The 13762-nt window shown below is 66.5% G+C and carries 13 protein-coding genes; 5 read left to right on the top strand and 8 right to left on the bottom strand.

The window, feature by feature from the left end:
- The first annotated feature begins 39 nt into the window (after positions 1 to 39).
- The 4 genes from AB0N05_RS08350 to AB0N05_RS08335 all read left to right on the top strand — a co-directional run bounded on the left by AB0N05_RS08350 (position 40) and on the right by AB0N05_RS08335 (position 3500).
- A complete protein-coding gene (locus tag AB0N05_RS08350) occupies positions 40 to 1149 on the top strand; it encodes a YihY/virulence factor BrkB family protein (protein ID WP_364689135.1) in 1110 nt (369 codons plus the stop codon).
- Positions 1150 to 1251: 102 nt separating this feature from the next.
- A complete protein-coding gene (locus AB0N05_RS08345; RefSeq protein ID WP_364689132.1) occupies positions 1252 to 2619 on the top strand; it encodes an OFA family MFS transporter in 1368 nt (455 codons plus the stop codon).
- A complete protein-coding gene (locus tag AB0N05_RS08340; RefSeq protein ID WP_364689129.1) occupies positions 2616 to 2750 on the top strand; it encodes a hypothetical protein in 135 nt (44 codons plus the stop codon). The genes AB0N05_RS08345 and AB0N05_RS08340 overlap by 4 nt, the downstream gene beginning before the upstream one ends.
- A 96-nt stretch (positions 2751 to 2846) precedes the next feature.
- Positions 2847 to 3500, top strand: a complete 654-nt coding sequence (locus tag AB0N05_RS08335) for a hypothetical protein (RefSeq protein WP_364689127.1) — start codon at positions 2847 to 2849, stop codon at positions 3498 to 3500.
- A 47-nt stretch (positions 3501 to 3547) separates the two neighbouring features.
- Here AB0N05_RS08335 and AB0N05_RS08330 read toward each other — a convergent pair whose 3' ends face one another.
- Genes AB0N05_RS08330 through AB0N05_RS08315 form a run of 4 tightly spaced genes read right to left on the bottom strand, consistent with a single transcriptional unit; the run spans position 3548 to position 8381 of the window.
- Positions 3548 to 5332, bottom strand: a complete 1785-nt coding sequence (locus AB0N05_RS08330) for a glycosyltransferase family 2 protein (RefSeq protein WP_364689124.1) — start codon at positions 5330 to 5332, stop codon at positions 3548 to 3550.
- Positions 5333 to 5346: 14 nt separating this feature from the next.
- Positions 5347 to 6273 (bottom strand): glycoside hydrolase family 16 protein, encoded by a 927-nt coding sequence (locus tag AB0N05_RS08325; RefSeq protein ID WP_364689121.1) that lies wholly within the window; start codon positions 6271 to 6273, stop codon positions 5347 to 5349.
- Entirely contained in the window at positions 6274 to 7578 is a 1305-nt protein-coding gene (locus AB0N05_RS08320; RefSeq protein WP_364689118.1) for a hypothetical protein, read from the bottom strand.
- On the bottom strand, positions 7575 to 8381 hold the full coding sequence (locus AB0N05_RS08315; RefSeq protein ID WP_364689115.1) for a WecB/TagA/CpsF family glycosyltransferase: 807 nt from the start codon (positions 8379 to 8381) through the stop codon (positions 7575 to 7577). Before AB0N05_RS08315 ends, AB0N05_RS08320 begins: the two co-directional genes overlap by 4 nt.
- A 114-nt stretch (positions 8382 to 8495) precedes the next feature.
- Between AB0N05_RS08315 and AB0N05_RS08310 the strand changes: the two genes are divergently transcribed.
- On the top strand, positions 8496 to 9461 hold the full coding sequence (locus tag AB0N05_RS08310) for a GDP-L-fucose synthase (RefSeq protein WP_364689113.1): 966 nt from the start codon (positions 8496 to 8498) through the stop codon (positions 9459 to 9461).
- Here AB0N05_RS08310 and gmd read toward each other — a convergent pair.
- The 4 genes from gmd to AB0N05_RS08290 all read right to left on the bottom strand — a co-directional run bounded on the left by gmd (position 9449) and on the right by AB0N05_RS08290 (position 13752).
- Complete coding sequence (gmd, locus tag AB0N05_RS08305; protein ID WP_364689110.1) at positions 9449 to 10483, bottom strand: GDP-mannose 4,6-dehydratase; 1035 nt, start codon at positions 10481 to 10483, stop codon at positions 9449 to 9451. The two genes, AB0N05_RS08310 and gmd, sit on opposite strands and share 13 nt — an antisense overlap.
- Positions 10465 to 11718, bottom strand: coding sequence for a glycosyltransferase family 4 protein (locus AB0N05_RS08300; protein WP_364689107.1), 1254 nt, complete (start codon positions 11716 to 11718; stop codon positions 10465 to 10467). The genes gmd and AB0N05_RS08300 overlap by 19 nt, the downstream gene beginning before the upstream one ends.
- 100 nt (positions 11719 to 11818) lie before the next feature.
- On the bottom strand, positions 11819 to 12712 hold the full coding sequence (locus AB0N05_RS08295; RefSeq protein ID WP_364689104.1) for a glycosyltransferase family 2 protein: 894 nt from the start codon (positions 12710 to 12712) through the stop codon (positions 11819 to 11821).
- A gap of 53 nt (positions 12713 to 12765) precedes the next feature.
- Entirely contained in the window at positions 12766 to 13752 is a 987-nt protein-coding gene (locus tag AB0N05_RS08290) for a hypothetical protein (RefSeq protein ID WP_364689102.1), read from the bottom strand.
- Positions 13753 to 13762: the final 10 nt, after the last annotated feature.

The following is a 13762-nucleotide window of genomic DNA, read 5'->3' as shown; positions in this document are numbered from 1 at the left end:
GCGCGACACATCGCGGGTCCGCGCACATTCGAAACCCTGGTGAGCGATGCTGTAGCCACGATGAACGAGCACGACGACCCTCCGCAACACGCCGACGCGCCCGCGCCGGACGGGCCCGCTGTGGATGATTCCCGGCGCGCCGGGGTGCGCACCGTCACACGACTGGGCCGGGTCTGGGAGCTGATCGTGCATGTCGCGGCGAAGGCCTGGGCCGATTCCATCTTCGGGAAGTCCGCCGCGGCGGCGTTCTGGCAGACCCTGTCGCTGGCGCCGCTGCTGCTCGGCCTGCTGGGCAGCCTGGGCTATGTGGGGCACTGGTTCGGGCCGGACACGGTGAACATTGTGGAAACCAAGATCATCAACTTTGCCCGGAAGCTGTTCAGTCCCAGTGTGGTCGACGACCTGGTCGAACCGACCGTCACCGATGTGCTGCAACGCGGGCACGGCGGGGTGGTGTCGGTGGGGTTCGTGCTGTCGCTGTGGGCGGGATCCTCGGCCATGGCGACCTTCGTGGACGCGATCACCGCCGCGCACGGGCAGGCCACCGCGCGGCATCCGGTGTGGCAGCGGATCTTCGCGCTGCTGCTGTACGTCGGGTTCCTGATCGCCTCGGTGCTGATCCTGCCGCTCATCGCGCTGGGGCCCTCCATCGTGGGCCGGGCGCTGCCGCGCGGTTGGCGTGAACCCGGGCTGCGGCTGATCGACGCGTTCTACTACCCGGGCGCGGGCCTGCTGCTGATCGTCGCGCTCACCACGCTGTACAAGCTGGCCTTGCATCGCACCCTGCCGTGGCATCGACTGTTCGGCGGCGCGCTGGTGGCGGGTGTGTTCTTCATGACCGCGAGCGAGGGGCTGCGGCGCTATCTGGCCTGGGTCACCAAGACCGGGATCAGCTATGGCGCGCTGGCGACCCCGATCGCGTTCCTGCTCTTCACGTTCTTCCTCGGCTTCGCGGTGATCCTGGGCGCCGAATTCAATGCCAGCGTGCAGGAATTCTGGCCCGCCCGCGCCACCCGCCTGTCCCAGATCCGGCGTTGGTGGACGGCCCGCAATCGCAGACCGGTCGAGGAGCAGGCGGCGGCACCGGATCCCGGCCCGGAACCGCCGCCGCCCACCGGGAAGTCTCCATCCCTGCCGATCATTTCGTAGATCCCCGGCGCCCGGCCACGCCGCGGGGGATCTCCGGATTTCCACCCGGGCCGCGCAGCGGGGATTTACGCTCACGGCACAACTTCAGTGTGGAGATTCAGCATGACCGCAGTCGCCGACGGCGTCCGATATTCGCGCATCATCGCGCCGCCCGGATGGAACCGCTGGTTGGTACCACCCGCCGCATTGTCCATTCACCTCGCGATCGGCCAGGCCTACGCCTGGAGCGTGTTCAAACCGCCGCTCGAGAAATCCCTGAGTATCTCGGGCACCGAGAGTGCACTGCCCTTCCAGATCGCCATTGTGATGCTGGGACTTTCGGCGGCCTTCGGCGGCACGTTCGTCGAACGGCGCGGGCCGCGCTGGGCCATGACGATCTCGCTGGTGTGTTTCTCCTCGGGCCTGCTCATCTCCTCGCTCGGTGCGGCGCTGAATGCCTACTGGCTCATAGTGTTCGGATACGGCTTCGTGGGCGGTATCGGCCTCGGGATCGGCTACATATCCCCGGTCTCCACACTCATCAAGTGGTTTCCGGACCGGCCCGGTATGGCAACGGGTTTCGCGATCATGGGGTTCGGCGGCGGCGCGCTCATCGCCTCGCCGTGGACGTCGGAACTGTTGTCCCGCTTCGGCCGCGACGATTCCGGTATCGCGACGACCTTCTTGGTCATGGGGTTGACGTATGCGGTATTCATGTCGGTCGGCCCCCTGCTGGTCCGGGTTCCACCGGCCGGCTGGCGGCCGCACGGCTGGGTGCCGCCGACCACGCGGGCGAAGTTGGTGAGCGGCAATGATGTCAGCGCGAATGATGCCCTGCGCACCCCGCAGTTCTGGCTGCTGTGGATTGTGCTGTGCTTCAACGTGACCGCGGGCATCGGCATTCTGGAGAAGGCCGCGCCCATGGTGGTCGACTTCTTCAAGAACACCTCGACCCCGGTATCCGTCTCGGCGGCAGCGGGTTTCGTAGCGGTGCTGTCGGCGGCCAATATGGCCGGGCGCATCGGCTGGTCGTCGCTCTCGGATCTGGTGGGGCGCAAGAATATCTACCGCGTCTACCTCGGCGTCGGCGCGCTCGCCTATCTGGCGCTCTGGTCGGTGGGCCGCACCGACAAAACCGTGTTCATCCTGGCCGCCATGGTGATCCTGTCCTTCTACGGCGGCGGATTCGCCACCATCCCCGCCTATCTCAGAGATCTGTTCGGCACCTACCAGGTCGGCGCGATTCACGGACGACTACTCACCGCATGGTCGGTGGCGGGCGTGGCCGGGCCGTTGATCGTCAATCGGATAGCGGATTCCGGTGTGAGACATGGCAAGTCCGGCCCTGCGCTGTACGGCACTTCTTTCACGATCATGATCACATTGCTGTGCATCGGCTTCCTCGCCAATGAGCTCATCCGCCCGGTGGCGGCGAAATACCATAGGCCGCCGAATACTTCGGCCGACGTCGTGAAGGGAGATCCGGCATGACCGACCCCGTGAGCACCGAACCGGTACCGAACCGAATTCCCCTGCTCATTTTCGCCTGGTTGTGGGTGGCGGCCCCCTTCTCCTACGGCCTCTACCGCCTGGTCGTGAACCTGCTCAAGCTTTTTCAGTGAATTGCTGTCGCCTGCGGTATTCAGCGCGAACTGGTTAGGTAAGCCCTGACAGGTCGCACGAGCTGAACAGTGCGCCGCGAAAGCAAAGGTTCCGACATGGCCTACCCGGGCACCTACCCCACCTCCTACCCGGTCCGGGCGCAACCTCCGCAACCCGATCGCCCCTCCGGGTGGTGGATCGTCGCCGGAGTTCTGGTGATCCTCGCGGGAGTTACGGGTGCCACCATGTCCGGCGTCATCGGCGTCTCGAACATGGACGACGACATCGCGCACTACCAGCGGGTGACGGTCCCCGGCGCGGGCGATCTACAGCTGACCGCGGATCACGACTACACGGTCTACTTCGAGAACCCCAGCACAACACCGGATCTCCCCGCGGTAACCCTCACCCTCACCGCCCCTTCAGGCAAGCCCGTCACACTGCAAACCAGCAGAAACACGACCTACCAGCAGGGCACCTTCGACGGCCAATCCGAATTCAAATTCCATACCACCAAAGCGGGCACTTACAGCCTCACTGCCGAAGGCGGCCCCGACGTAACGGTCGCCGTCGGTGAAAGTCTGACGCCCTCACTCCTGAAAACCGTTGTCCTCCCCCTATTCCTGGGCTTCGCGGGCCTCTTCATAGGCGGAGCGATAGCCGTAACCACCCTCGTCCGCAGGGTGACGGCCCCATCGAAATCCCCTGGACAACTGCAGTCTCAATCCCCCGGGAATGGGTCGCTCAACAAATTGCTGACGAGGCGATGAATCGGCGTCATCACGGATGGCGCGGAGACGAGGGGGCGCCCCTGGTTTCACACGCCGGTCGAGCGGCTGCTGTTGTCGCGTTCCCAGCGCGAATCGCTGTGGGCCGCCCGGCGTCTCGCGGCGATCGCCACGCCGAAGTAGACCGCTGCGTCGACGGCCGAGAGTGGACCGGTAATCGTGCGCAGGATGGCGCGCGCGGTGTGCAGGCCGGTTTTCGGCGTTCGCTCCGGATCACGGTCGACGAGTTCGGTATTGCCTCTGTGGTGTCTGCCGAGGACCGTGAGCAGGCCGGAGAGATCGGTGGGGGTCGTCCATACCGATGGCTCGGTGTGGACGACCGTTTTCTCGGTGTCGCGGAATTGGGTGTCGACGAACATATCGTCGCCGGTGACCTCGGGGAACTCGCCGAATCGTTTGTGGCCTTCGGCGCTGAGGCCGAAGACGCCTGCCCACCACAGCGCATTCTGGTGGGCCGCCATTTTCCGCCGGGCGCGGTAGTAGCTGCGGACGATCGTGCTCGCGTTGTCGGAGTCGTATCTGAATGCCGGGCGGGCGGCCAGTACATCGCCGTGATCGATGCGGTCGAGGACTGCGAGCACGGTGGTGGCGGTGATTCGGATGTCGGCGTCGAGGTATAGGCGCGGCCACAGCGTCGCGACACTGTCACCGGTGTTGAGCGCCAAGGGTTTCGAACCGACCGGGAGCTCGACCACCTGAACGCCCGGGATCGTCCGGGCTCGGGCGGCGGTGTCGTCGGTGCAGCCGTTGGCCACGACGATCAGCTCGAAGAATCCCGCGACGGCGGCCTCGCTCAGTGGGCGCAGCGTCCGCTCGATCACGGCGGCCTCGTCGTAGGCCGGGACGATGACCGCGCCGCGCCCGAGTCGACCGGAGAGCACTTCCGCCACAGCCGGTTTCGTCGCCTTCGGCAGGTCCTTCCAGCGATTCCGGCGCAGCACGATGGACAGCGTGCGGCGGTGGTCGGCATTGTAGGAGCGCATCAGGGCGGCGAGCGCGACGATGGCCCGAAACAGCCGTGCGTACCAACGGCCGTGGTGCAGCTCGATATAGCGGATTCGGTTGACTTCCAGGAGCGTCGCGAGGGCCGGGGACGTTCCCGAGCCGCCGAGGCGATGCTGGACGACGGCGGCCGGGGCGAAGCGCACTACGTGCCCGCTGGACCGGATGCGGCGGAAATACTCGGTCTCCTCCGAGTAGAGGAAGAAGTCCTCGTTCCATTCGCCGAGTTCGGCGGCCAGCACGCCGCGCACGAGCAGGCACGCGCCGGTCGCCCAGTCGATATCGTGTGCGTGCCCGTAACTGCTTGGGCGATAGTCGAATTCCGACAGCCATGCCGGTCGGTTCCGCCAGGCCCGGCTGCCGAGCAGCGCATCTCCGAACGCCCGGGTCAGGGACGGCTCACGGCACAGCGAGGTGTGCGGGTTGCCCTCGGTGTCCAGGATCAGGGGCACCACGGCCCCGATCCGGTCGTCGGCGTCGAGTGCCGCCAGCATCTCGGCGATCGCGCCGGGCCGCACCCGCAGGTCCGGGTTCAGGATCAGGACGGCGTCACAGTTCCCGGTATGTGTGAGCCCGACATTGATCCCGCCCGCGTAGCCGAGATTCCCGCCCGATTCCACGAAGACGACCTCGGGATACCCGCGCACGATCGCCGCCGTGTCATCGGCCGACTCATTGTCGACCACCACGACCCGGATATCGGTCTCGCGCGCCTCGGCGCGTAGATCGTTCAGCAGCAGCGGGATATCCGCGGCGCTGTTGTAGGTCACGATGACAATCGCGACCGTGGCGACATGCTCGGTCGAGTCCATGAACCCCCTGCCCCCTAGTGCTGTTGAAAGACTCGCAGGTAATCGACATCGAGTGTGGCGGTCTGGTTCTGGTTCGCGAGCACCGAACCCTCGTTGCGTTCCCAGTCGTTGTCGACCGTCATATTCAGGATCAGCTGCATCGGGCCGTTCTCGATCGCACGGGCGTCGGTGAATTCGCCGCAGCGGACACCGTTGATGTACCAGGCGATGTGGTCGGGTTCCCAGTCGACGCCGAACCGCACCCAATCCTGCGAGTAATCCCGCACCGGGCAGGCGCCATTGTCGCCCGAGGTGTTGTTGACGCGGTACGCGTTCGAGCGCCCGTCGTAGGCGTAGGTCATGTAGACGTTCTGGGGGTTGCCGCCGAGCGCCTCGACAATGTCGATCTCGCTGCGGTACTCGAATTTCGGGTTGGTCGGCAACATCCAGAACGCCATGAAGAAACCGGCGATCGCCGGGAACTTGACCCGGGCCTCGGTGTATCCGTAGGTGAAGGAGAACAGGTACTTGTCGCTGTGGGCATCGGCGCGTGCGGTCGAGAGCAGCCCACTCTTGTAGGTGCAGACCTGCTGGAAACACGAGGGATCCGGCGAGGGCGGGTTCAGTGGCTCGGCAACGAGTTTCGCGGACCCGCCACCGACGCGGACCTGTTCGGGGCGATAGGTTTCGCGGCCGGAGTTGAAGCTGCTCGTGCAGCCGCCATAGTTCCAGTCGAAGCACGGCGTCAACTTCGAGTGGTCGTAGTCGGTGCCGTCGAAGTTTTCCTCGAAGATCAGCTTCCAGCCCTTGCCCGACGCGGCCGCCACCGGGGGCGGAACACAGGTGGCGGCGGTCCTATTCGTGGTGGTGCAGGTATCGGTGCCCGGGTCACCCGTCCCGACGCAGCTGGCCAGCACCAGTGCGAGGGTCAGTATCGCCGCGACTCGATTGAAGATCCGCACTCAGCCACCCAGCGCCCGGAAGAAGGGAATGCCGACGATACCCGCCGTCACCACGAGTTGGAACGCGGCGAGACCGGCCAGCGGCCAGGTCCGTACCAGCCTCCGGCTCCGTGCAATCTCGACGACCACCAGCAAGGTGAGTACGGCGATCGGCAACTCGGCGTACTTCTGGTAGAGCTGGGAGCCCGGTGCGGTAACCAGCGTGAGCGCGACGAGTGCCGCCGCCATGATCACGGCGGTTCGGCGCTCGAGCACGAACAACAGTGCGGCGCATGCGAACCCGCCGACGAAGGCGGCCACGGCCAGTACCGGCGAGCGTCCGGCCACATCCGGAAGCTTTCCGACGACGGTCCACACCACGCCGCCACGCCGCGAGTCATCGGGGAATTTCGTTGCCGCACTGCGAAAGACGAGGGCGGGGGCAGCGACGATCAGGCCTGTGACGGTCTCGGCGACCAGGTGCGCGCGGACGGCGGCGACCTGCGCCGAAGCCACCAGGACCGGTACGGCGAAAATCGCGGCGACCGCGAATGTGAACGCGATGGCCGTAAGGCTCGGATGCGCGGCATTGAACTGCCGCATCGCAGGCGGGGTCAGCCCGCCCCACAGGACGATCAGACCGGCCAGCACCACGATGCCGGGACCGGCGACCAGAGCGGCGTGTCCCAGCGTGGATTTCGGGTCGCGGCGCGGGCTCACCAGGTCCACACACGACAGCACGGCCGGTGCCAGCAGCCAGACGAAGGTCTGCCGCGTCGCGATCGCCGCGGCAATGAGCACACCGATCGCGACGCACCCCCGGGTCGTCGGAACCGTGATCATCAGAATCATCGCCGCCATCGCGAACACCAGCGCCGCGTCATCGGTGAGCATCCACAGCGCCGACTGCCAGAAGTACGCCGACAACAGCAGTGGTGCCACAGCGAGCGCGCACAGCTGCCACGACGGCAGCGTCCGTGCGTGCTGGACGGCAAGCGCGGCAAGACATCCCGCGAACACTGCGCCCACGACCTGAGTGCCGTGCTCGCCCAGGCCGAGCGGCCCCGAGATCGCGGCGACCACGAGGTGATAGAGCGGCCCGGTCGCCGTATTCAGGCCGACGAGATCGAGGTGCGGGAACGACGCCCGAATCTGTTCCACCGACGGCCAATGAAAGGCACGCTGATCATTGCCACCGGCGGTGACGACCACACCGGTGGCGGCGACGGCCGCGGCGAGCGCGACCACGAGGCCGAATGCCCCCGCCGCGGGCAGGTACGAACGACCCGCCGTACGCACGGGAACCGTGGCCTCGTCCCGGATCATGCCGACGCGGGTGCGGCCTCGAGCACCACCGCCGAACGTTTCAATCGCACCAAGGCGGGCGGTCCCTGCACGAGGTAGCGCCGGGCCAGCCGCCGCGGCTCCAGCATGAGACGCCACGCCCATTCGCCGCCCACATTGCTGACTCGTTCCGGCACGCGGGCGACCCGGCACGCGAGGAAGTCGACGACCGCCCCGAACGCGAGCAGCGCCTGGGCGCCGGTCTGCGTCCCGTAGTCGGCGATCCACCGCTCCTGGCGTGGCTTGCCGAGCCCGACGACGAGGATATCGGCTTCGGCCGCTTTTATCTGCGCGGCAATCGCCTCTGACGCACTACGATCGGTCAGCTCGGCCCGCTCGGGAGCCCAGGTCCCCGCGACCTCGAGCCGTGGGTGCCGCTCGGCCAGCACGGGGAGCAGCAGCTGGTGAGTTTCGGCGGTGCCGCCGAGAAACGCCACTCGCGCCCGCGTGGCTGCCGCACGTTCGAGGATGGGCGTAATCAGGTCGCTTCCGGATAGTTTGGGCCAGCTGCGACCGCTGCGGGCATTGGCGGTACGCACCAGGGGCATGCCGTCGAGCAGGGTGAGCCAGCGCAGCCCACCCGTCGGGGCCACCGGAGTCCGCGCGTCCCACGAGGCATCACCGGCGAAGTGGTGGATGTGGTCCAGGTTGGCGGAGGCCACGGCAATCGGGTCGGAGTCCGACAGCGCACCGAAAATGAGCTCCAGCGCCGCATCGCGATCAAGCAGGTCGATGGGAACGTGTCCGACGAGCATTCGCGGCCAGGGCGTGGAGCATTCGTTCATCTGACCGATTGCCTTCCAAGAGTTTTCGGCCTGAACATACGAGAGCGAGTATATCGACCCGCGACGCCTTCGCATCTCGGATCCTGCCCGCCCGGCTCTGCCACAATGGCGACCATGCACTGGAACGGCGGTCCCCTCTCGCGCGCTTCGCGAGTGTATGTGGCAGGACATCGCGGACTGGTGGGATCGGCGCTGTGGCGTCGGCTTCGGGCCGCGGGTTTCACCGATCTCGTCGGGCGCGACTCGACCGAACTCGACCTGCGCGATGCCCGTGCCACCGCCGAATTCTTCGCTGCGACACGGCCTCACGTCGTGATCGATGCCGCAGCACGGGTGGGCGGGATCGCGGCGAACGCGGCGCGACCGGCGGAGTTCCTCTCGGACAATCTGCGTATTCAGGTGAATCTGCTCGATGCCGCGGTCACGACCGGGGTGGAACGGTTCCTGTTCCTCGGATCGAGCTGTATCTACCCGAAGTCCGCCGCCGTGCCGATCCGCGAAGACGCGCTGTTCACCGGTCCGCTCGAAGCGACGAACGAGGGCTACGCGGTCGCGAAGCTCGCGGGTATCACCCAGGTCGCGGCGATTCGGCGGCAACACGGCCTGCCGTATATCAGCGCGCTGCCCACCAATGTGTACGGCCCGGGCGACAATTTCCACCCCCGGACCAGCCATGTCGTACCGGGGCTGATCCGCCGCTTCCACGAGGCCGCCCGCGATGACGCGCCCTATGTCGAATGCTGGGGCACCGGAAAACCATTGCGGGAGTTCATCCACGCCGACGATCTCGCCGACGCCTGCCTGTTCCTGCTCGAGCACTACGACGGCGAGGGACCGGTGAATATCGGAACCGGCCAGGAGACGACGGTGGCCGAACTCGCGACGACGATCGCGGACATCGCAGGTTATCGCGGTGAGATCCGCTGGGACACTTCGCAACCGGACGGTACGTATCGAAAGTTGCTGGACGTCTCGCGGCTCACCGGCCTGGGCTGGGGTCCACCCGCAATCTCCCTGGTGGATGGGCTGAAGGCGACGTGTCATTGGTTCCTGGACAATCAGGCGAACTATCGCGGCTGATGCCAGGCGGCGAGATCGGGGCGATCGATCCACACCGGCGTCTCGGACTTCAGCATCTCCATATCGGCATCGACCATGAGCCGCGCCAACTCCGGGGCACGCACCCGCGGTTCCCAGCCGAATGTCGCGGTCGCCTTGGATGCGTCGCCGATCATCGCGTCCACCTCCGCGGGCCGCAGGTACCGATCATCGAATCGGACGTGGCGCTCCCAGTCGAGTCCGGCCCGTTCGAACGCCATCACCAGGAAGTCCCGCACGGAATACCCGACACCGGTCGCGAGCACATAGTCGTCCGGCTCATCGACCTGCAGCATGCGCCACATGCCCTCGACGTACTCGGGCGCATACCCCCAGTCCCGGATGGTGTCGACATTGCCCATCCACAGCTGCTCGTCGAGCCCGGCGGCGATCCGCGCGACCGCGCGCGTGATCTTGCGGGTTACGAAAGTCTCTCCGCGGCGCGGTGATTCGTGGTTGAACAGAATGCCGTTCACGGTGTGCAGTCCGTACGCCTCGCGGTAGTTGCGGGTCGCCCAGTAGGCGAACATCTTCGCCGTGCCGTACGGCGAGCGAGGGTGCAATCGCGTCAGCTCGTTCTGCGGCGGCGGTGACGAGCCGAACATCTCCGAGCTCGACGCCTGGTAGAAGCGGCAGTGCAGCCCAAGCTGCCGAATCGCCTCGAGGAGGCGGATGGTACCCAAACCGGTTGTCTCCGAGGTGTATTCGGGCTCATCGAAACTGACCCGAACATGGGACTGCGCGGCGAGGTGATAGATCTCGTCCGGTTCGATCCGTCGAATCAGCGTCGCCAGCCTGGCCGTGTCGTTCAATTCCCCGTAGTGCGTGAACAGGCGGGCATCCGGATCATGCGGGTCGACGTACAGGTGGTCGATCCGCCTCGTATTGAAGGTCGACGCACGACGGATGATGCCGTGCACCTCGTACCCCTTACCGAGCAGCAGCTCGGCCAGGTATGAACCGTCCTGTCCGGTAATTCCGGTGATCAATGCGCGTTTGGCCATCGGACCGCCTTCCCCCGTGCGCGAGCCAACTCGATTATCCACTCCTCGTAGCTGTCCAGCGCGGCCTCCGGATTCAGCAATGCCGTGGCGTATCGCCTTCCCGCAGCGGCGAACTCGGCGCCGAGGACCGGATCGGCCCCGATCCGGATCGCCTCGGCGAGCAGGAGATCCGGGCGGTCGGCGGGCACGAGGACTCCTCCGCCCGAGGCGGTCATCTCCTGCGCGGTGTACCCGGACGGGTCGGCGGCCGCGAGAATCGGCCTGCCGGAGGTGAAATACGAGGTCAGCTTGCTCGGCACGGCCATCTGCGCCACGCCCGGCCGCTCGTTCACCAGCAGCACGTCCGCCGCGCCGAGCGCGGACGGAAACTCCGCCTCGCTGACGGGTGGCAGGAATTCGAGCGTCGGCAGTCCGGCGCCCGCGGCTTCGATCCGCCGCCGCTGATTGCCATCGCCGAGCAGAACGAACCGGACCGGCAATCCGTCCCGCGCCGCCAACTCCGCGGCGGCGACGACATTCTCCAGGCCCTGTTTGGTCCCCATATTGCCCGCGTGCAGCACGACGATCTCCTCGTCGGACCACCCCCGCGCCGAACGGAACGCCAGGCTCGAGATCGGGTCGGGCGTGGCCACGTGGTTCCAGTTCCGGATGACCTTGATCCGCCCGCGCTCGACGCCCAGACCGCGCACCAGATCATCGCGGAGGCCGTCGTGGATCACCGCCACGCCGTCGGCATGGCGGAAGGCGGCGGACTCCAGCATGCGCATCGCCTGTGCGGCGGGCCCGGGCAGTGCCCCGGTCTCGACGACACCTCGGCTGTACAGGTCGTGCACGAGCACGCCGACCGCGGGAGCGGCGGGCGTCAGCCGCGCCCGGGCGACCGCCATGGTGGCGGCGAGCAGCGGCGGTGAGACGCAGATGACCACATCGGGACGCTCCCACCCGGTCGTCACCGCCTGGAGACCGAAGGTCAATTCCATTGCGGCACGGCCGAAACCACGACCGTGCTGAGGAACGTGGTGGTTCAGCCGACGCAGCCGCACCCCATCGGCATCGGTGTCGGTGCGGAACGCCTCACGCTCGGCGGCGCGCCGCCAGGCCGGATAGTGCGTGACGCCGGTGAGAACCCGCACCTCATGGCCACGCGCGGCCAATCCCCGCGCGAGACCTGTTGTGTACGGGGCGATCCCAGTCGTTTCGGGGGCGTAGTTGATGCCGAGAATCACGACACTCACGGTTCCGCTCGGCACATTGTCCGACATTAGCGGCCTCGACACCCCTCGGCGCGGCGAGTGATTCACCGAGGTCGCCGGGAGCGGTACCGTGCCCATCGCGCTACCCGCGGGTTCCCGGGCTCGCACCGAGGTACCCGGACAGCTTGCGCATGCCGCGAGCGGCGGTGATCTGTTGCCGTTTCGCGTAGAGCCGCGCGACGGCGCGGCGGGCCTGCCACCGTTGCTGCGGCGTGAGGTCGGATGCGGCTATCCAGCGCAATAATTCGCGGCACTCCAGTGTGTTGGAGAAGTGTGCCTGCCAGCTCGCCACGCCGAGCTTGCGCGCCATGACGGATTGCCGATCGTGCTGCCAATGCCGACCGCCGAGCACCTCGGGCACATGCCCCCAGGGACCGGCCAGGGCCAGCTTTCCGGCGTAGACCTCATCTTCGCGCAGCATATTCCGGCGCGCGATGCGGCTCACCGGCTCACGACGGACCAAGGCGTACAGCGGATCGAGCAGCAGGAAGCTTTCATTGAGCAGGCGCAACATCTCGGCGAAACGGACCGCAGGGTCCTGCGAGCGCAGCGCCGTGCCGTGATAGGGCGCGGTCTGGCGCACACCGTCCGGGCCGATGTAGTCCAACTGGGAAGTCACCAACAGCAACCTCGGATCGGCCTCGAACGCATCGAGACACCGCGACAGATAGTTCGGCTCCAGCCAGTCGTCGTCGCCTATCCACCGGAAGTATGTGCCCTTCGCGAGGTCGAGTGCGCCGATGAAGTTGTTCAATATGCCGACATTGACCGCATTGCGGTGGTAGACGATCCGGCCGTCGTGCGCCGCCAGCTCCCGGCAGACCTCCTCGGTGGCATCGGTCGACGCATTGTCGGAGATCACCAATTCCAGCCGCTCATGGTCCTGGGCGAGCACGGACTCCACGACGGCCGGAATCCTGTCGGCTCCATTGCGAACCGGCAGGGCGACGGTGACGAGTGTGTGTGGGTGACGCAAGTGAGTTCCCTCCCAACTCAGTGTGCGCGGCCGGGCCGCGCGGTATTGAGCAATCAGACTCGCTCGAGCCAAATTTCGCGCCAGAATGTCACGTACTCGCGCGGGCAGTTGGCGTGGTAGACGCCCGTGCAGAACACGTCCTCGAGGACGATCGCCGGGGTTTTCATGACCACCAACTCACCGGTCGTCTCATCGAGGCACCGGGTGATCCGCCGTTGCACCCGCGCGGTGCGGCCGCAGTGGCGCGACATCTCCTCCTCGAATCCCATGCCGCGATTGAGCCGCTCGGCATTGAGGGTGAGTTCGATCTGCTCCTTGGACCTGATCCGCACGATCTCGCCGGGTTGCAGGTCCAGCTGTGCCACAGGGGTTTTCCCGATGACGCGACCACGGACGAACCCCCACTCCATTCCCCCGCGGAACAGGAACCTGGCGGGCAGCAGGCGCTTGCTCAGCGCCTGCAACCGGTTGAACATGGCGAAGAAGAAGGCCAGCAGGGATGCGCGCGCGGTGGCATTGCCGACGCTGACGTCCTCGACATACTGCCGAACATCGCGAAACGGCAGGCATGTCGGGGCGGCGCGCATCATTTCGGTCGATTGGCAGGAGAAGCGCGGCTTGCCGCTTTCGAGCGGTGGCTTATGCGTATTGACCTCGAGCAACTCCAGGTCGATGCGGGTGCCATTGGCCGGAGTCGGCGGGGTGCCCGGCGCGATGGGCTTGAGCCACTCCTGTTTCCAGTACAGGCTGCACGCGGTCTGGCAGCCGCCGTGCGCGGTGCCGCCGCATCGTGCGCCGGTGAGGTGCACCGCGTTCGTCATGCGGTGCATACCGGTTCGACCGTAGGGGTCGCATACCTTATTGGCGACCTTGTGCACGGTCAGCTGTTGTCCACAGAACTCCAGCATTTCGGGCATGAACGGCAGATTGTCCAGTTCGCCGTGCTCATCGAGGGTGGCCATGATCTCGGCCGCGCTGCGGACCTCGACGAGATCGCCCACCCGCAATCCGGATGTCGGCTCGGCGACGGACTGGGTCATGCGATTTTCC

The sequence above is a fragment of the Nocardia sp. NPDC051030 genome, assembly GCF_040683015.1.
In the GTDB taxonomy this organism is placed as follows: Bacteria; Actinomycetota; Actinomycetes; order Mycobacteriales; family Mycobacteriaceae; genus Nocardia.
Note: the sequence above shows the minus strand (reverse complement) of the source record. Positions and strands in the feature narration are given on the sequence as shown.